Source organism: Prescottella sp. D32 (genome assembly GCF_037287305.1).
GTDB classification, from domain to species: domain Bacteria; phylum Actinomycetota; class Actinomycetes; order Mycobacteriales; family Mycobacteriaceae; genus Prescottella; species Prescottella equi.
Genome location: NZ_JARBSW010000007.1, coordinates 178130 through 195169, shown reverse-complemented (window position 1 = coordinate 195169; position 17040 = coordinate 178130). Strand labels below are relative to the sequence as shown.

Below are 17040 nucleotides of genomic sequence, written 5' to 3'. Positions count from 1 at the left end.
CAGGGCGGATCGTTAACACTGCGAACACAATGCGGACCACACCGCGTAATCGCGCCGAACGACAGTATTCGTGAGCGGATACAGCGTCGTATACCGGCTCGCTGCAGTGCATTTCGACCCATCTCGATCCCAGGAGGCCCCCATGCCCCTTCGCCAGCCCCGGTGGTTCGCCATCGTCGCTGCCGCGATAGCGGTGCTGTTCACGACGGCATGCAGCAACATCGATTCCACGTTCGCGGCCCGGCCCGCCGGTGGCGGCGATCGAGCCGACGTCGTCAAGGTCGGGACGCTGCGGGGGCAGCCCCACCTCTTTCACCCGTTCTTCTACGAACGCTTCGCTCCCGAGGGCACTGCGGTCGATGTGGTCGTGTTCGACAGCTCGCCAGACATCAAGAACGCCCTGGTCAGTGGAGCCATCGACTTCGGCGTCGCGGGCGTTCCCGCCTTCCTGGCAGGTTCGGCTGCGGGACAGGATGTTCGACTCGTCGCGTCGGCGGCCGACGGGGGCACCGGTATCGTCGCGGCACCGGGTATCGAGTCGGTCGACGACCTGCGGGGGCAGAAGGTCGGATTCCCACTCGGTTCCTCGCAGGAGATCCTGCTCCGCCTGACGCTCGCGCGCCTCGGCCTCGACCCGGGCCGGGATGTCCAGTTGGTCAACCTCCCGTTCTCGGACATGGCGAAAGCCCTCGCCACGGGCCAGATCTCGGCGTTCGCCTCGGCGGAACTGGGACCGGCGACCGCGATCGAGGCGGGCGCGCACAGTCTCGTCTCGCCGTACGACACCCCGGTGGGCCGGGTGAACATCGGACTGGCCACGACACAGCGCACGATCGACGCGAAACCCGAACTGGTGCAGAAGATCGTCGACACCCACGTCCGGACGGCCGAGTTCATGGACGCCGATCGCGACGCGTGGCACGGCGGTGTGGTCGAGGAGTTCGGCCTGAACCCGGCCGTCGCGGCGACCGCGATCGCCAACATCTGGCCTCGATCGGATCTGTCGGCCGACTACCGCAGCCAGGTGGCCGCCCTGACCCGGCAGATGGTGGTGCTGGGACAGATTCCCGTAGAGCCCGACCTCGGCGAGTTCGTCGACGACTCGTTCCTGAAGGAGTCCGCAGATGCTTGACGCAACCACTGTGAAGAAGAAGGCCGCCGTCCTCTACGGCCTGCCAGCGCTCGTTCTGCTCGCCGGCTTCTGGAGCCTCGGCGTCCGTTTCGGATGGACTCTCCCGCTCGGCATCCAGATGCGTTTCCTGCCACCGCCCGGCGAAGTGGCCGGTCGGATGTGGGACGTGGCGGTGGGCGGCGTCCACGACGACGCCTACAGCGGATCCCTGTGGCGTCACCTCGCCGCGAGCACCCTGCGCGTTCTCAACGGGTTCCTGCTCGCGGCCGCACTCGCCATCCCGCTCGGCGTGCTGATGGGACGCTTCGGCCCGGTACGCCGGGCACTCGAGACGACCGTGAACCTGGTGCGCCCCATCCCGGTGACGGCGTGGGCCCCGCTGACGCTGCTCATCATCGGTTACGGCGACCGTTCCACGATCTTCCTCATCTTCGTCGCGGCGTTCTTCCCGATCCTGCTCAACACGACCGTCGGCGTCGCGCAGGTGCCACCGCGACTGCTCGAGGCGGCGGCCATGCTCGGCACCCCCAAGGCGAAGACGCTCTACAAGATCGTGATTCCCAGTGCCATGCAGAGCATCACGAGCGGCCTGCGAATCGCGCTCGGCCTCTCGTGGGTGGTCCTCGTCGTCGGCGAGACCGTGGGCATCTCGACCGGACTGGGCGCCATGATCACCCAGGCTCGCGACATGAGCCGCACCGACCTGATCATCGCGGGCATGGTCTTCATCGGCCTCGCCGGCTTCGTCACCGACCGTTTCATGGGGTGGCTGCTGCGGGTCGCGACCCGCGGACGCCCCGGACTGTCCTGACCGACAGCACGCTTCCCACGACGAAAGGACCATCATCATGTCGAACGCAGTAGCGGATCCCGGTACGAATCCCGCCGCGACGAGGGCCGCCGACATCGTCATCCGTGATCTCGCGAAGCAGTACGGCGAAGGCCCGGCGGCCGTGCAGGCGCTGGCCGGGGTAGACCTCACCATCGAGTCGGGTGAGTTCGTGTGTCTGGTCGGCGCGAGCGGCTGCGGCAAGAGCACGCTGCTGCGGATGCTCGCCGGGTTCGAATCGCACAGCGGGGGAGAACTTCTGGTCGGTGGCATCCCGGTCGCCGGCCCGGGACCCGATCGTGGCGTCGTCTTCCAGGACTACGGACTGTTCCCGTGGATGTCGGTCCGTGAGAACGTCGCCTACGGACCGCGGCAGCGTGGCCTCGGCCGTGCGGAGTCGAACACCCAGGCGGACAAGTACATCCGCGCAGTGCAGCTCGAGCGGTTCGCCGATCAGTACCCGCACCAGCTCTCGGGCGGCATGCAGCAGCGAGTGGCGATCGCTCGGGTGCTCGCCAACAATCCGGCCGTGATGCTCATGGACGAGCCGTTCGGCGCCCTCGACGCGTTGACCCGCACCACTCTCCAGCACGAGCTGGCCCGGATCCAGCGGGCCGAGGGGACGACGGTCATCTTCGTCACGCACAGCATCGAGGAGGCGGTGTACCTGTCGGATCGGGTCGTCGTGATGACCGGCGGCGCGTCGCACGGCGTGCCCGGCCACGTCCGCGACGTCGTCGACATCGATCTGGGCTCCGACCGCGACGTCACGTCGGTGGCGTTCAATGATCTCGAGCGTCGCATCGCGGCGATGGTCCACGAATCGATCCACTGACGGGGAGAGGTAGGCGAGAGGACATGACCACCGCCGGAGAATCTGTCATCGGTCTGGGCGAGCGGGTGTACCGGGAGTTGCGCGAGCAGGTCATGAGCGGGCAAATCCCTGCGCATGCACGCCTGGTCGAGGGGCGGCTGTGCGAGGCGCTCGGGGTGTCGCGGACGCCGTTGCGCGAGGCGCTCGTCCGGTTGCACTCGGACGGCATCGTGACCCGACGCGAGGACGGCTACTACCCGCTGTTCCCCGACCTCGACTCGATCCGGGACCTGTACGAGCTGCGGGTCACGCTGGAACTACGGGGGATAGCCCGGCATCTGGAGAAGCCGGCGAACTCCGAACTACGGATCGACCGGCCGCTACTCGAGGCGGTCCGCCGACGATGGCTGGACCTGCAAGCGGATCCTCCGGAGCCCTCACCCGACATCGTCCAACTGGACCAGCAGTTCCACGTGGACCTGTCGACCGCCGCAGGGAATCCGGCGCTCACACGGGCACTGACGACAGTGAACAGTCAGATCCGGCTGGTGCGGATGTACGACTACCAGACACCGGAGCGCGTGGACGCGACGGTCACGGAGCACCTCGCGATCGTCGAACGGATACTGGACGGGGAACTCTCCGAGGCTCTTGCGGCGCTGCACGCGCACGTGGGCGGTTCGCTGGACGTCGTCGAGCAACGGGCCGTGCGGGCGATCACCGCTCACGCACTGCACGGTCGGCGCTGACGGCCGCCGTCCGAACACAGACGAGCCGCCTTCCCTCGCGTGACGGAAGTCACGGGAGGGAAGGCGGCTCGTGGTGCGTTCGGGGTGTCTCCTACTGCGCTTCGGCGGCCGCCAGGCGAGCCAACATGCGGTCGAGGACGGATCCGTCCGGGCCCAGGTCGTCGAACCGGGACGAGCCGTCGGCCTGCGTGGTGACGGCGACCGGTGTGAGGCTGCGCGCCAGGTCGCTGCGGCGTCGAACGGATTCCAGGATCGCGGCGTCCAGGTCGAGAATCTCCTGCTCGAGGCGGTCGAGCGTGGCCGTGTCTGCATCTCCGGTCGACCCGGTGGCGTGAATGGCGAACGATTCGGTCTGAACGGACACATCGTCTCCTTTGGTCTCGTGCGCGCAGGGCCGCCGCTGCGACGCTGTACATAGTTAGTCGCGGAAGCGGTCTATACGTTACGTCCGGTACACCGCCGATGCATGGCACGAGGGGCGGCGTACAGTTGCACTGTGCAACAGGAAACGACGGCCGACGAGGTGGCGGCGGTGCACGCCGAACTGGTCCAACTGGCGCGCGAACTGGTGGCCGGAGGACGCGAAGCTCAGGGCGGTCCGTCGTTCGCCCAGCACTCGGTCCTCTCGTTCGTCGCCCGCAATCCCGGTTGCCGCGCCACCGATATCTCCGACGCGTTCGGCGTCAATCGTTCGACCGTTTCGCGTCAGCTGCGTGGGTGCCTGGACTCGGGCTGGGTGCGATCCGAGGTCGGCCCACTCCGGGCCGGCTATCCACTTCACCTGACGGACCAGGGCACCGCGGTACTGGCATCGGCGGACCGCCGGCGTCTCGACGAGGTCCGTGCCCGGGTGGACGGCTGGTCACCGACCGAAATTTCCCAGTTCGCGAGCATCCTGCGACGGTTCCGCACAGCGCAGGCACCGACGCCGCTCGCCGAGCCCTTCCAGCGAGATGGAGATGACGCACATGCGTGAGTACGGCGCCCGATCCCGATTCACCATCGGCGCAGACGAATCGATCGTCCACACCGTCTTCGAACACGCGCGCCGCAGTCCGCAGCGCGTGTTGTTCTCGCGGCCGATCGCAGACGAGTGGGTCGACGTCACCGCGGCCGAGTTCGCGGACCTGGTCACCGGCGTCGCGAAAGGGCTGGTGGCGTCCGGGGTTGCGCCGGGTGACCGCGTCGTTCTGCTCTCGGCGACCCGATTCGAGTGGACCCTGTTCGACTTCGCGATCTGGGCCGCCGGCGCGGTGTCCGTACCGATCTACGACTCCTCGTCGCCCGAACAGGTCCAGTGGATCGTGGAGGACTCCGGAGCGGTCGTGGCGATCGTCGAGCGGGCGCAGCACGCCGCGGGATTCGCGGATGCCGGACCGGATCTCACCCGAGTTCTGCAGATCGAGGATCGGGCGGTCGAGAAGCTGATCGCCGAGGGCGCCGGCCTGGCCGACGACGTCGTGCGGCAGCGGATCGCGGGGGTGAGCGCCGACGATCTCGCCTCGCTCGTCTACACCTCGGGGACCACCGGCCGGCCCAAGGGGTGCATCCTCACGCACCGGAACTTCCTGTCCGAGGTGCGGGGAATCCTCGTCGCGTCGATCGGCGAGGTGGCGCGGCCGGGGAATCGCATGCTCACCTTCCTCCCGCTCGCGCACGTCCTCGCGCGAGCGGTGTCGCTGGCCATGTTCGAGGCCGGCGGAATCCAGGCGCACTGGTCGAACTTCGGTACCGTCGCCGAGCAGTTCGAGAGGTTCCGCCCCAACGTGATCCTCGGTGTGCCAAGGGTATTCGAGAAGGTGCGGGACAGCGCGGCGCACACCGCCTCCAAGGGTGGCCCGATTGCGCGGGCGGCTTTCGCATTCGCGGAGTCCACCGCGATCGAGTACAGCGAGTCCCTCGACGCCGGTGGGCCGTCGTTCCTGCTGAAGGCACGCCACGCACTCGCGGATCGTCTGGTGTTCCGCAAGCTCCGGGCCGCGATGGGAGACGAATGCTGGTGGGCGATTTCGGGCGGCGGGGCTCTGATGCCCCGGCTCGGACACTTCTTCCGGGGCGCGGGTATTCCCATCTTCGAGGGATACGGACTCACCGAATCGACAGCGGCGCACTGTGTCAATGTGCCGGGCGAGCAGAAGATCGGCACGGTCGGACGCCCGATGAGTGGCAACTCGGTGCGGATCGCGGCGGACGGCGAGATCGAACTCGCGGGCGGCGTCGTGTTCGGGGGTTACTGGCGCAACGAAGAGGCGACGGCGGACGTCTTCGACGACGGCTGGATGCGGACCGGCGATCTGGGTGAACTCGACGACGACGGCTACCTGATTCTCACCGGACGGAAGAAGGATCTGCTGGTGACGGCGGGCGGGAAGAACGTCTCGCCGGGGCCGCTCGAGGATCGGCTCCGCTCGAACGCCCTGATCTCGCAGGCCGTGGTGGTGGGGGACGGCAGGCCGTTCATCGGGGCACTGCTCACACTCGACCCCGAGCCGTTCGAGAACTGGAAGGCGTCGAACGGCAAACCCGCGTCGGCCAGCGTGGCGGACCTCGCCGACGACCCCGATCTCCGTGGGGCCCTGCAAGCGGTGGTGGACGACGCCAACGCGAGCGTGTCCCACGCGGAGGCGATCAAACGGTTCGCGGTCCTTCCGCACGATCTCACCGAGGAGTCCGGCGAACTCACCGCCACTCTCAAGATCAAGAGGAACGTCGTCTCGGAGCGTTTCGCCGACCAGATCGCCTCCATCTACCGCTCCCGCTGAACCCGTGCGGCTAGCTCCTGGCGACCAGTGCCGGGAGTCCCTCGGCTGCGGTGGTGCGCCACGAATACTGCACGTGCGGGCTCAGATCCGTCGCCTGCGGGTTGATCTCCACGACCGTGGCGCCCGACCCGATTGCGCGCAGCGGCAGACCCGCCGCCGGATACACCACGCCGGACGTGCCCACGACCACCATCAGGTCGCACTCGTCGACGGCGTTCTCGGCCCGCTCCCACGCGTCCGTGGGCAGCGCCTCGCCGAACCAGACCGCCCCGGGGCGGACGGAACCGCCGCAGCGCGTGCATTCCGGCGGAGCCACCGGGCCGGTGGGCTCGGCGTCGAGGCCGCCGTCGGACGGGTGCGGGGCACCGCAGTCGCCGCAGCGCGGGGCGAAGAGGCTGCCGTGCAGATGCGCGGCCACCTCGCTGCCCGCCCGCTCGTGCAGGTCGTCGACGTTCTGCGTCACGATCTCCACCGGGGTGTGCCGGGCCCACTCGGCCACGGCCCGGTGGCCGGCGTTCGGTTGCACCCGGCGCACCAGGCCGGTCCGCCACTGGTACCACGCCCATACGAGGCCGCGGTCGCGCTCCCACCCCTCCGGGCTCGCGAGCTGCTCGGGTGAGAATCGCTCCCACAAGCCGGTCTGCGCGTCCCGGAACGTCGGAATGCCACTCTCCGCGGAAATTCCGGCGCCGCTGAACACCACGACCTTCCGTGCAGCGCGGGCCGCTTCGAGAATTGCCGGGTCGACAGGGGAGACAGTCATACTGCCGATTGTCCGCGTCCACGGCCGGCTCGTCCGCACCCGACTGTGCCGTGTCGCGACGATCGGGTTGAATCGACGCATGGCTACGAGCGCGTGGAACCGATGACCGGCGAGTTGCTGCCGCACCCCGGCACGGGGGAAATGTTCACGTCTCCGGTGCCGCCCGGCACCGGCTGGCCCGGCGATCCGGCGGACGAGCAGACACCCGTGGCCCACTCGGCGGCGGACGTGGTCGCGTTGGCAGCCGACGCGAAGAACCTCCTCGACATCGACGCTCGGATCAGCGTGTGCCGCGCGTGCCCGCGACTGGTGGAGTGGCGTGAGCGCGCGGCGGAAACCAAGCGCGCGTCGTTCGCGAACCAGCCGTACTGGGGCCGGCCGGTCACCGGTTTCGGCGGCGACTTCGCGAAGCTGCTGATCATGGGTCTGGCGCCGGCCGCGAACGGCGGCAACCGCACGGGCCGCATGTTCACCGGTGACCAGGCCGGCGACTGGCTGTTCCGTGCGCTGCACCGGGCGGGACTCGCGACCCGGGCCGAGGTCGACCACGCGGGTGACGGGCAGAAGCTGTTCGGCGTGCGGATGCTCTCGGCGGTACGGTGCGCGCCGCCCGAGAACAAGCCGAGTATCGAAGAGCGGGACTGCTGCGCGGGCTGGCTCGACGCCGAGTTCGCCCGGCTCCTGCCGTTCGCCCGGGCCGTCGTCGCGCTCGGCGCCTTCGGCTGGGACGCGACGCTCGGGGCCGTCCGGCGCTCCGGCGGCACCGTCCCCACCCCGAAGCCCAAGTTCGGGCACGGGCAGATCGCCGTCCTGCACACAGCGGACGGCAAGCCGCTGAACGTGATCGGCTGCTATCACCCGAGCCAGCAGAACACCTTCACCGGACGGCTGACCGAGCAGATGATCGACGACGTCCTGTCCCGGGGGCAGGAACTCGCGGGCCTCGGCTGGGCCTGCGGCGGCTCCGGGCGCTGACGGCGCTCCGAACACCCGGTGCACGACTGTGACGCATACGTCCTCTGAGTGGGACGGCAGCTTGAATCACACCCCGTAGGGGTGGCTACCATCACACACCACGTCGAATGCCGTTGGAGGTGTGCATGAGTCGCGAGGTCCCCGAACCCGCAGTTCAGATGGGTTATGTCGTGGCGGACCTCGACGCCGCCATCGACCACTGGGTGACGCACGCCCACGTCGGACCGTGGACCGTGTTCCGTGGCGTGACGCTGAACGGGCGCTACGCGGGCGCCGACACCGTCGTGACCATGGACGTCGCGATGGGTTACACCGGCGACCTCCAGATCGAGCTCATGCAGATCACGTCGTCGACGTCCTCGCCGTACGCGAACTCCGCCGGCGAACCGCTCGTCGGACCCCACCACATCGCCTGGATCACCGACGATCTCGATGCAGCGCTCGCCGACGCCCGTGGCCGCGGACTCGACGAACTCTTCGTGGCCGAGGGTCCGGGGACGCGCGTCGCATACGTGCATTCGCCCGGGCAGCCGGGCGTCGTCTTCGAATACATCCAGAGCGCCGGCATGCGCGAGATGCTCGCCTACGGCATCGAGCAGGCCCGCACCTGGGACGGATCGAACCCCGTGCGCCCGATCGGCTGATCGCGGCGCTCCTCCCCGGGGCCACCCGGCCCCAACCGACTTCCGCATCGACAAGGCGGAGAACCCAATCCGGCGGCGCCGGGAAAGGCTGAACGATGGTCAACTGGAACGAAGAATGTGACGTGTTGGTGGCCGGGTCGGGCGCCGGTGGCGTCACCGGCGCGTACACCGCGGCTCGCGAGGGCCTCGACGTGATCCTGGTCGAGGCGACGGACAAGTTCGGCGGCACCACCGCGTACTCCGGTGGCGGCGGGTTCTGGTTCCCGGCCAACCCGGTGCTCAAGCGCGCCGGCACCGATGACACGATCGAGGACGCGCTCGAGTACTACCACGCCGTCGTCGGCGACCGGACCCCGCGCGAGCTGCAGGACACCTACGTCAAGGGCGGCGCTCCGCTGGTCGAGTACCTCGAGCAGGACGAGAACCTCAAGTTCGAGATGCTGCCGTGGCCCGACTACTACGGCAAGATGCCGAAGGCCCGCAACGACGGCCAGCGCCACACGATGCCGACGCCGCTGCCGATCTCCGAGGTCGGTGACCTGCACAAGCTCGTCCGCGGACCGCTCGACTTCGACCGGCTCGGCGCCGACCTGCCCGAGATGCTGATCGGCGGCCGCGCGCTCGTCGGTCGCTTCCTCAAGGCGATCGGCAACTACCCGAACGCGAAGCTGAACCTCAACACCCCGCTCGTCGAGCTGGTGGTCGAGGACGGCGCCGTCGTCGGCGCGCTCGTCGAGCGTGACGGCGAGCAGGTCGCGATCCGCGCCCGCAAGGGCGTCATCCTGGCGGCCGGCGGCTTCGAGGGCAACGACGAGCTGCGCCAGAAGTACGGCGTCCCCGGTGTCGCGCGCGACACGATGGGTCCGTGGGGCAACGTCGGCCAGGCGCACCAGGCCGGTATCGCCGTCGGTGCCGACACCGACCTGATGGACCAGGCGTGGTGGTCGCCGGGCCTGACCCACCCGGACGGACGTTCCGCGTTCGCGCTGTGCTTCACCGGCGGCATCTTCGTCAACGACGACGGCAAGCGCTTCGTCAACGAGTACGCGCCGTACGACCGCCTCGGCCGCGACATCATCGCGGGCATGGAGGACGGCTCGGTCACGCTGCCGTACTGGATGATCTACGACGACAGGCAGGGCCAGCGGCCGCCGATCGCGGCCACCAACGTCTCGATGGTCGAGACCGAGAAGTACGTCGACGCGGGCCTGTGGCACACCGCCGACACGCTCGAGGAGCTGGCCGGAAAGATCGGCGTCCCGGCGGAGAACCTGCTGGCAACGGTAGAGCGGTTCAACGCGATGGCCGCCAACGACGTCGACGAGGACTTCGGTCGCGGCGACGAGGCGTACGACCGGGCGTTCACCGGCGGCGGCCCGGCGCTGATCCCGATCGAGCAGGGTCCGTTCCACGCTGCCGCGTTCGGCATCTCCGACCTCGGCACCAAGGGCGGTCTGCGTACCGACACCGCGGCGCGGGTGCTCGACACCTCGGGCAACCCGATCCCCGGTCTGTACGCGGCCGGCAACACCATGGCGGCCCCGAGCGGCACCACCTACCCCGGTGGCGGTAACCCGATCGGCACCTCCATGCTGTTCAGCCACATCGCCGCGATGAACATCGCCGGCAAGTAGGCCGAAACGCACTCACGCGCCCCGCTGCCGGTTTCCCGGCGGCGGGGCGCGTGGCGTTTCGACGGCTGTCGATCGTTCGGCGGCTCAGCTGTCCGTCGGCTCAGCTGTTTGTCACGGTGAATCCCTTGCCGACCGGGTTCGACTGGGCCTCGATACCACCCAGAACCGCGGCGATGTCGACGAACTCGAACGGGGCCCGGGTCATGCCCACGAGCTGTGAACCGTTGACGAACGCGGGGCCGCCGGAATCGCCGCCGTTCGCGGTGACGAACGAACTGATCCGCTGTGCTTCCTGGCCGTAGATAGGTCCGCAGGTCAGACCCGTCCGCACGCCGGCCTTGCACAGCATGCCGTCCGGATGCGCCGGCCCGAGGCTGTCGATCCGCGCCTCCGGCCCGTCCGACGAGAGCACCGCGTCCGGATTCAGCTCGATCACCACGTAGTCGATCCGTGGGTCGCGGTAGGCGACGGTTCCGATCGGATCGCCGGTGCCGGACGGCCCGAAGCGGTAGACCGTGGAGCCGTCCGGGAAATCGGTGGCGCCTCCTGCGGCCGCGGAGACGCAGTGCCCCGCCGAGATGGCGATCTTGTTGCCCAGGGCGTCGGTGCCGACGACGCCGAGGGTGCAGTACTCCTGGTTCTGCATCGGATTCGACGGGCCGGCGTCCGGCTTCGCCGTCCATCCGATGCCGTTCGACACCGTGCCGGTAGCCGTTGCCGTGTCGGTTGCCGCCGCCGCGGCGGGAGCGAACGCCGGGGCGAGCGCAGCGCATGCGGCGAGGGCGGTGAGCAGAACGCGTTTCGTCATCGTGAACTTCCCTGTCGGGTGGGCGGCACCCGGGTTATGGAGGTGAGAACCGGCGAGGGAGGCGATCGGCCTCATCCGTGCGCCATAACGGAAGCGTAACGAGGAAGTCTCGATCCGTCGAGAGTTCTGCAGTCTTTGTCTCGAACGCGCATGAACCGACCAGTTCCCTTGTGTGGGAAACTATTTCGTGGATTCGAGAGTGGCGACCGTCCGGTACCGGATCAGTCGACGGCCTCCTGCTCGGCCAGTGCCCGCCGGGATTCGTTGTGCAGGACCTCGATGAGTTCGCGTTCGACGGCCGCGAACTCCGGCGACGTCACGATCGGCAGTTCCCGCGGCCGCGGCAGGTCGACGACCACCTCGCGGCGCACGGTCGCGGGGCGCGCGGACAGCACGATCACCCGGTCCGACAGGAACACCGCCTCGCGCACGTCGTGCGTGATCATCAGGACGGTCCAGCGATACTGCTGCCAGACGTCCTGCAGCCAGGTCTGCATCTCGGTGCGGGTGAGCGAGTCCAGCGCGCCGAACGGCTCGTCGAGCAGCAGGACCGAGCGGTCCTGGACGACCGTACGCAGCAACGCCGCGCGCTGCCGCATCCCGCCCGACAGCTGGTGTGGCCGGGCGTCCTCGAAGCCCGCGAGCCCGAACCTCGGGAACAGCTCGGCGGCGCGGGCGCGGGCCTGCTTCTTCGGGAGCCGCTGGACCTCGAGTCCGAGCGCAGTGTTCTCCAGCACGGAGCGCCACGGGAACAGCAGATCCTTCTGCGGCATGTGCGCGCACGTGGGTGCGGACACCGATCCCGAATCGGGGGAGTCGAGACCTGCGACGATCCCGAACACGGTGCTCTTGCCGCAACCACTGGGGCCGATCACTGAGACGAACTCGCCCTGCCGTACGGCGAGGTCGATGCCGTCGAGCACCCGCCTGGTGCCGAACGACTTGGTGACGGTCGCCAGCTCGACGACGGGGACCTCAGCCACGACGTTCCTCCCGCCCGGGTTGCTGGATCCACGGCGCGACGACCCGTTCGATCGCGAACGTGCACAGGTACAGGGCGACACTGATGGTCGCGGTCACCAGGACGGCCGCGAGTACCAGGTCGGTGCGGAACGAGTTCTTCTGCACGCTCATGTAGATGCCGAGTCCGGAACTCGCGCCGACATACTCGGCGAACACGGCGCCGACGACCGCGTAGGTGACGCCGATGCGCAGCGCCGTGAAGAACCGGGGGAGGGCCGACGGCAACCGCACGTACCGGAACTGCTGCCACTTCGACGCGCCCATGCTGCGCAGCAGCGCGCCGGCCTCGCGATCGGCCGAGGCGAACCCCTCGATGAGCCCGATCGCCATCGGGAAGAACGTCGCGAGCGCGATGACCAGGACCTTGGGCAGCAGGCCGAAGCCGAACCAGATGATCATCAGCGGCGCGATCGCGATGATCGGCAGGGTCTGCGACACCACGAACAGTGGCACGAAAGCCCTTCGCAGCCAGGGCGAGAAGTCGACCAGGATCGCGAGCGCCCACGCCACGACCAACGAGACCGCGAACCCGATCAGCGTCACCTGCAGCGTCGCCCAGGCGTGCACGGCGATGTCGTCGCGGTGGGCCCAGCCCTGCTCGAGCACGCGGCCCGGCGACGGCAGCACCTGAGGGCGGATCCCGCTGATCGTCACGTAGATCTGCCACGCCGCGACGAGCGCGAGTGCGACCACCACCGCCGGAAGTAGCCGGCGGACCGGGCCGGCGGTGGTCGTCGCGTCGCGCTTACGGGGTCGCGAGGTACTCATCGGTGAAGTACGTCGACCAATCCGGTTCCGCCGTCAGTGGTTTGCCGTCGGGGCCGGCGAGCAGTCCGTGTTCGTACAGGAATCCCGAGTACCCGGCCCACTGCTCCCGCGTCTGAGTTCCGACCCGGCCGGATGCGTCCTTCATGTAGTCGGCCGCCAGCATCCGCTGGCTCTCGACCACCAACTCCTCGTCGCTGAAGACCCCCGGGTTCGCGTCGATGAGGGCCTTCGCGCCGCGGTCCGGATCGTCGGCGGCCACCTGGTAGCCGCGCTGGAGTGCCTGCACGAACTTGCGGGCCTGCTCGGGGTGTTCGGCGAGCCACTTCTCGTTGCCGTTCACGACGATCGCGTAGGCGTCGGGGAACCCGAAGTCGGTGTAGTGGAAGTAGCGCATCGGGGTGCCGCGGCGCGCCGCCTCGACGCCCTCCCATGCGAAGTACGACACCGTGAAGTCGGCCTGCCCGCCGTACACGGCTTCGTACGCGGAGGTCCCGAGCACGACGGTCTCGAAGTCGCCTGTGCCGCCGTCGTTCCGGATCACCTGGCGCAGCGTCTCCCGCTCGCCCGGGTCGCCGAAGCCGGCGTACGTCTTGCCGTCGAGATCCCTCGGGCTCGCGAGGTCGGCGCGGTCGGCCTTCACCCCGATGCCGGTGGCCCAGTGCTGCAGCGGCGCGAGGACCGACACGGTCTGCGCACCGGCGGCGCGGGAGAACGTGGCCGAATCCTGGAAACTGGTGCCGAATTCGGCGTTGCCGGCGTCGACGAGGGTGTCGGGCGAGGTGTTGTTGTACGGCAGCACTTCGACGTTCAGGCCCGCGTCCGCGAAGTAGCCCTCCTGCAGCGCGACGTACAGCCCGGTGTGGTTGGTGTTCGGAGTCCAGTCGAGTGCGAACCGGATGGTGTCGCCGGAATCGTCGGAGCCCCCGCACCCGGTGAGGATGCTCATCGCGGACGCGACGATCGCCGACGTGGCCAGGACGCGGCGCAGCCGCGACATCGACGTCACGACGCGGGCCAGGGCTGCGGGTTCAGGGCGGTGTCCCAGAACATGAATTCGTACCGGGTCGCGACGACGAACGCGCGGATCATCGCCTCGCGCTGTTCGGCGGTCGCGGCGTCCGCGGCCGCGTCGACGAGGCGCCGGGCGGTCGCCACGGACTCGTGGAAGGCCGGGTCGTCGTACGTGGTGACCCACTGCGCGTAGGGGTGCGAGGGGTCGGCGGCGAGCACCTCGTGCGCGTCGGCGGCCAGGCGTCGTCCCACCTCGGCGTAGATCCAGAAGCACGGCAGGACCGCCGCGGCCGCCACCGGGTACGACTCGGTGGATGCGGTCGCGGTCAGGTACGACACGTATCCCAGGCAGGCCTGCGAGTGCTCGGCCGCGGTCGCCGCCCGGGGCAGTACCCCGCTGCTCAGCAGGCCCTCGTGCAGTTCCGTCTCGACGACGGCGGCGGTTGCCGCCGACGTCGCCCAGAAGGCGGCGGTCTGCGGATCCGGTGCCTTGACCGCCAGGAGCGCCAGGGCTTTGGCGTACTCGGCGAGGTACAGCGAGTCCTGCTCGATGTACGTGCGGAACACGTCGAGCGGCAGTGTGCCGTCACCGAGTCGGCGCAGGAACTCCATGTCGTCGATCGCGGCACGCAGCACCGCGGTGCGGTCCCACAGCAGATCGGTGAACCGCGCGCCGTCGGCGGCGGAGTGGACAGTTGTGTCATGGACAGGCGTAGTCATCGCCTTGACATCCCTTCGTCAGCATTACCTGATGCAGGTTCCCGGGTGTGATCTCAGCCCCGCCCGTGCGGAGCACCCCGTGTCAGTGAACGAGCCGACCTTAGCACCGCAGGATTGGTACCTTGGCAATCGGTCGGCAGCCCCGGTCGATGGCCTGCCGGCGGTGAGGAGGGCCGCGCGATGGAAGCTGTGGAGATCGCCTCGGCGCAGGCGCCGGGAAGCCTGGTGATCGAGGCTCCGTGCGGCCCCGTTCGCGGGTATGCCGACGGTTCGGTTTTCGTGTGGAAGGGAATCCCCTACGCGGCTCCGCCCGTGGAAGACCTGCGCTTCCGTAGCCCGGTTCCCGCGTCACCCTGGAGCGATGTGCTCGATGCGGCCGCCTTCGGGGCCATGGCGCCGCAGGGCCACGACACGTCGGTGCCGCTCGACCCGACGATGCGGATCGACGAGGACTGTCTGACGGTCAACGTGTGGGCGCCCCGGCCGGACGGGACCTCGCGTCCGGTGATGGTGTGGATCCACGGCGGCGCCTACTGTCTGGGTTCGTCCGCGCAACCGATCTACGACGGCCGGCTGCTGGCCGAGCGCGGCGACGTCGTGCTGGTGACCTTCAACTACCGGCTCGGGACGCTCGGGTTCCTCGATTTGTCGTCGTTCTCGACCGCGAGCCGGACATTCGAGTCGAATCTCGGCCTGCGGGACCAGATCGCGGCGCTCGAGTGGGTGCGAGACAACATCGCCGCGTTCGGTGGCGACCCCGACGAGGTGACGGTGTTCGGCGAGTCGTCCGGCGGCGGTTCGATCACCACCCTGATGACGGTGCCACGGGCGGAAGGACTGTTCCACCGCGCGATCGCGCAGAGTCCGCCGTCGACGTCCGTCTACGGCGCCGAGCGGGCAGCTTCCGTCGCGGCCCGCTTCCTCGAGATCCTGGACCTGCCGGGCGACCGGATCGGCGACCTCGCCGCCATGCCGGTCGAACACTTGGTGAAGGCCGGCGATCTCCTGGTGAACGAGGTGCCCACGAAGGTGCCGGGCACGTTGGCAATGGCGCCGGTGGTGGACCGCGATCTCGTTCCGCACTATCCGGTCGCCGCGTTCCAGAAGGGGTACTCGCACCGGATCCCGCTCATCATCGGTTCGAACCGGGACGAGGCGTCGATCTTCAAGTTCATGCGCTCGCCGCTGTTGCCGGTGAGCCCGGAGGCGGTGCAGCAGATGTTCGCCGGTCTCGCCGAGGACAACCCGGGGCTGTCGCCGCTCCGGCTCGCGGAGATCGTCGCCGCCTACCCGGCAAGCGCGAAAGCGCGAGGAGTGCTGGCGATCTCGCGCGACGCGGCGTTTCGAATGCCCGCACTCTGGGTGGCCGACGCGCACAGCCGGCACTCGCAGACCTGGGTGTACCGCTTCGACCACGCCACTCCGCTGCTCAAGGCGGCGCGGGTCGGTGCGGCACATGCGACCGAGTTACCGTACGTGTTCGGAAATTTCGGCACACTGAACCCGGACCCCACGTTCTGGCTGGGTGGTCGCAGGGGTGCGATCGAGGTGTCGGGCCGCATACAGCGTCGCTGGCTCGCCTTCGCCCGCCACGGTGTCCCCGCCGCGCTCGACGGCTCCAAGCACTGGGCGCCGTACAGCGAGGAGAACCGGTCGACGCTCCTGATCGACGGGCACGACAGCCTCGTCGTGGACCCGGACCGTGCGATGCGGGTGGCGTGGGGCGACGAGGCGATGGGGTTCAGCTAGCAGATTACGGCGCCTCGAAGCGATTCCAACTGCGCACCTCGTCCACCGGTCGGCGCGACGCGGGCTTGAAGTCGGTGCCGAGTGTGTATGCCACGGGAAAGAGTCCCACCTGTGTGTAGCCGTCCGGGATTCCGAGCAGATCCGCCATCCGGCGCTCGCGGAGCAGGTGCACGGTCGTCCATGCCGAGCCGAGCCCGCGGGCCCGCAACGCGAGCATGAAACTCCACACCGCGGGGATCACGGAGCCCCACCGGCTGGCCTGCATGAAGACCTCCATGCCGCGGGCATCGTCCTTCAGCACCGGGACGGCGAGGGCTGGGACCTCGTGCAGATGTTCGCCGAGGTATTCGACGGACGGCCGGATCCGACCGGACTGGGCGGGATCGGGATTGCGCATGTTCGTCCGACCCATCGCGTCGGCCAGACCCTCGCGGTACAGATCGGCGACCTGCGCGCGCACCGCAGGATCGTCGACGATCACCCAGTGCCACAGTTGGCGATTGGATCCGTTGGGTGCCTGCAGGGCCAGCCGGAGGCACTCGTCGATCACCTCACGCGGCACGGGGCGGGAGAAGTCGAGGCGCTTGCGGACCGTGCGGGTGGTGGTGAGGGCAGTTTCGAGATCCACGAGAGGCAGTCCTTTCGTCCGTCCGCAACGA

At 68.9% G+C, this 17040-nt stretch carries 18 protein-coding genes and 1 riboswitch; of the genes, 10 read left to right on the top strand and 8 right to left on the bottom strand.

Going from position 1 to position 17040, the window contains the following annotated elements:
- Positions 1 to 142: 142 nt before the first annotated feature.
- From PSS76_RS23670 to PSS76_RS23655, 4 genes are read left to right on the top strand one after another with little or no spacing between them, the layout of a single operon-like run.
- Positions 143 to 1132: an ABC transporter substrate-binding protein gene (locus PSS76_RS23670; protein WP_337456718.1), complete on the top strand. Its 990-nt coding sequence runs from the start codon at positions 143 to 145 to the stop codon at positions 1130 to 1132.
- The gene (locus PSS76_RS23665; RefSeq protein WP_049799454.1) at positions 1125 to 1943 is read left to right on the top strand and encodes an ABC transporter permease; all 819 of its coding nucleotides are present in this window, start codon (positions 1125 to 1127) and stop codon (positions 1941 to 1943) included. Before PSS76_RS23670 ends, PSS76_RS23665 begins: the two co-directional genes overlap by 8 nt.
- Before the next feature lie 37 nt (positions 1944 to 1980).
- A complete protein-coding gene (locus tag PSS76_RS23660) occupies positions 1981 to 2796 on the top strand; it encodes an ABC transporter ATP-binding protein (RefSeq protein WP_064077359.1) in 816 nt (271 codons plus the stop codon).
- A 23-nt stretch (positions 2797 to 2819) separates the two neighbouring features.
- Complete coding sequence (locus PSS76_RS23655) at positions 2820 to 3524, top strand: GntR family transcriptional regulator (protein ID WP_064077360.1); 705 nt, start codon at positions 2820 to 2822, stop codon at positions 3522 to 3524.
- A gap of 91 nt (positions 3525 to 3615) precedes the next feature.
- Here PSS76_RS23655 and PSS76_RS23650 read toward each other — a convergent pair whose 3' ends face one another.
- Positions 3616 to 3888: a chorismate mutase gene (locus tag PSS76_RS23650; RefSeq protein WP_337456717.1), complete on the bottom strand. Its 273-nt coding sequence runs from the start codon at positions 3886 to 3888 to the stop codon at positions 3616 to 3618.
- Between the two features lie 102 nt (positions 3889 to 3990).
- On the opposite strand from PSS76_RS23650, the gene PSS76_RS23645 reads away from it, so the two are divergent.
- Together PSS76_RS23645 and PSS76_RS23640 are read left to right on the top strand one after the other, a co-directional pair.
- Positions 3991 to 4500: a MarR family winged helix-turn-helix transcriptional regulator gene (locus PSS76_RS23645; protein ID WP_005514280.1), complete on the top strand. Its 510-nt coding sequence runs from the start codon at positions 3991 to 3993 to the stop codon at positions 4498 to 4500.
- Positions 4493 to 6286 (top strand): AMP-dependent synthetase/ligase, encoded by a 1794-nt coding sequence (locus tag PSS76_RS23640; RefSeq protein WP_205317376.1) that lies wholly within the window; start codon positions 4493 to 4495, stop codon positions 6284 to 6286. The genes PSS76_RS23645 and PSS76_RS23640 overlap by 8 nt, the downstream gene beginning before the upstream one ends.
- Positions 6287 to 6296: 10 nt before the next feature.
- Here PSS76_RS23640 and PSS76_RS23635 read toward each other — a convergent pair whose 3' ends face one another.
- Complete coding sequence (locus PSS76_RS23635) at positions 6297 to 7049, bottom strand: NAD-dependent deacylase (protein WP_337456716.1); 753 nt, start codon at positions 7047 to 7049, stop codon at positions 6297 to 6299.
- Positions 7050 to 7151: 102 nt separating this feature from the next.
- Between PSS76_RS23635 and PSS76_RS23630 the strand changes: the two genes are divergently transcribed.
- From PSS76_RS23630 to PSS76_RS23620, 3 genes are all read left to right on the top strand, one after another.
- A complete protein-coding gene (locus PSS76_RS23630) occupies positions 7152 to 8024 on the top strand; it encodes a uracil-DNA glycosylase (RefSeq protein ID WP_337456733.1) in 873 nt (290 codons plus the stop codon).
- Between the two features lie 125 nt (positions 8025 to 8149).
- Entirely contained in the window at positions 8150 to 8668 is a 519-nt protein-coding gene (locus PSS76_RS23625; protein ID WP_337456715.1) for a VOC family protein, read from the top strand.
- A 95-nt stretch (positions 8669 to 8763) separates the two neighbouring features.
- On the top strand, positions 8764 to 10302 hold the full coding sequence (locus PSS76_RS23620) for an FAD-binding protein (protein WP_064058119.1): 1539 nt from the start codon (positions 8764 to 8766) through the stop codon (positions 10300 to 10302).
- A gap of 100 nt (positions 10303 to 10402) precedes the next feature.
- Here PSS76_RS23620 and PSS76_RS23615 read toward each other — a convergent pair whose 3' ends face one another.
- From PSS76_RS23615 to PSS76_RS23595, 5 genes are all read right to left on the bottom strand, one after another.
- Positions 10403 to 11110: a chymotrypsin family serine protease gene (locus PSS76_RS23615; protein WP_081185366.1), complete on the bottom strand. Its 708-nt coding sequence runs from the start codon at positions 11108 to 11110 to the stop codon at positions 10403 to 10405.
- Between the two features lie 221 nt (positions 11111 to 11331).
- On the bottom strand, positions 11332 to 12093 hold the full coding sequence (locus tag PSS76_RS23610; protein ID WP_084968955.1) for an ABC transporter ATP-binding protein: 762 nt from the start codon (positions 12091 to 12093) through the stop codon (positions 11332 to 11334).
- Positions 12086 to 12901, bottom strand: coding sequence for an ABC transporter permease (locus PSS76_RS23605; protein WP_084986011.1), 816 nt, complete (start codon positions 12899 to 12901; stop codon positions 12086 to 12088). Before PSS76_RS23605 ends, PSS76_RS23610 begins: the two co-directional genes overlap by 8 nt.
- Positions 12879 to 13907 carry an ABC transporter substrate-binding protein gene (locus PSS76_RS23600; protein WP_404314210.1) on the bottom strand — a complete coding sequence of 343 codons (1029 nt, stop codon included), beginning with the start codon at positions 13905 to 13907 and terminating at the stop codon, positions 12879 to 12881. The genes PSS76_RS23605 and PSS76_RS23600 overlap by 23 nt, the downstream gene beginning before the upstream one ends.
- Complete coding sequence (locus tag PSS76_RS23595) at positions 13904 to 14632, bottom strand: TenA family protein (protein ID WP_005514266.1); 729 nt, start codon at positions 14630 to 14632, stop codon at positions 13904 to 13906. Before PSS76_RS23595 ends, PSS76_RS23600 begins: the two co-directional genes overlap by 4 nt.
- Positions 14626 to 14722, bottom strand: a riboswitch (TPP riboswitch). Its footprint overlaps the gene before it by 7 nt.
- A 90-nt stretch (positions 14723 to 14812) precedes the next feature.
- Between PSS76_RS23595 and PSS76_RS23590 the strand changes: the two genes are divergently transcribed.
- Positions 14813 to 16381 (top strand): carboxylesterase/lipase family protein, encoded by a 1569-nt coding sequence (locus PSS76_RS23590; RefSeq protein WP_081122415.1) that lies wholly within the window; start codon positions 14813 to 14815, stop codon positions 16379 to 16381.
- 4 nt (positions 16382 to 16385) lie between these two features.
- Here the strand turns inward: PSS76_RS23590 and PSS76_RS23585 are convergent, their stop codons facing one another.
- A complete protein-coding gene (locus PSS76_RS23585) occupies positions 16386 to 17009 on the bottom strand; it encodes a nitroreductase family protein (RefSeq protein WP_084846379.1) in 624 nt (207 codons plus the stop codon).
- Positions 17010 to 17040: the final 31 nt, after the last annotated feature.

Coding starts and splice junctions, on each gene's coding strand:
- PSS76_RS23605 (WP_084986011.1), bottom strand. CDS start 12,901: ATGAGTACCTCGCGACCCCGTAAGCGCGACGCGACGACCACCGCCGGC.
- PSS76_RS23670 (WP_337456718.1), top strand. CDS start 143: ATGCCCCTTCGCCAGCCCCGGTGGTTCGCCATCGTCGCTGCCGCGATA.
- PSS76_RS23620 (WP_064058119.1), top strand. CDS start 8,764: ATGGTCAACTGGAACGAAGAATGTGACGTGTTGGTGGCCGGGTCGGGC.
- PSS76_RS23645 (WP_005514280.1), top strand. CDS start 3,991: ATGGCACGAGGGGCGGCGTACAGTTGCACTGTGCAACAGGAAACGACG.
- PSS76_RS23595 (WP_005514266.1), bottom strand. CDS start 14,632: ATGACTACGCCTGTCCATGACACAACTGTCCACTCCGCCGCCGACGGC.
- PSS76_RS23640 (WP_205317376.1), top strand. CDS start 4,493: ATGCGTGAGTACGGCGCCCGATCCCGATTCACCATCGGCGCAGACGAA.
- PSS76_RS23630 (WP_337456733.1), top strand. CDS start 7,152: ATGACCGGCGAGTTGCTGCCGCACCCCGGCACGGGGGAAATGTTCACG.
- PSS76_RS23590 (WP_081122415.1), top strand. CDS start 14,813: ATGGAAGCTGTGGAGATCGCCTCGGCGCAGGCGCCGGGAAGCCTGGTG.
- PSS76_RS23665 (WP_049799454.1), top strand. CDS start 1,125: ATGCTTGACGCAACCACTGTGAAGAAGAAGGCCGCCGTCCTCTACGGC.
- PSS76_RS23635 (WP_337456716.1), bottom strand. CDS start 7,049: ATGACTGTCTCCCCTGTCGACCCGGCAATTCTCGAAGCGGCCCGCGCT.
- PSS76_RS23625 (WP_337456715.1), top strand. CDS start 8,150: ATGAGTCGCGAGGTCCCCGAACCCGCAGTTCAGATGGGTTATGTCGTG.
- PSS76_RS23655 (WP_064077360.1), top strand. CDS start 2,820: ATGACCACCGCCGGAGAATCTGTCATCGGTCTGGGCGAGCGGGTGTAC.
- PSS76_RS23615 (WP_081185366.1), bottom strand. CDS start 11,110: ATGACGAAACGCGTTCTGCTCACCGCCCTCGCCGCATGCGCTGCGCTC.
- PSS76_RS23660 (WP_064077359.1), top strand. CDS start 1,981: ATGTCGAACGCAGTAGCGGATCCCGGTACGAATCCCGCCGCGACGAGG.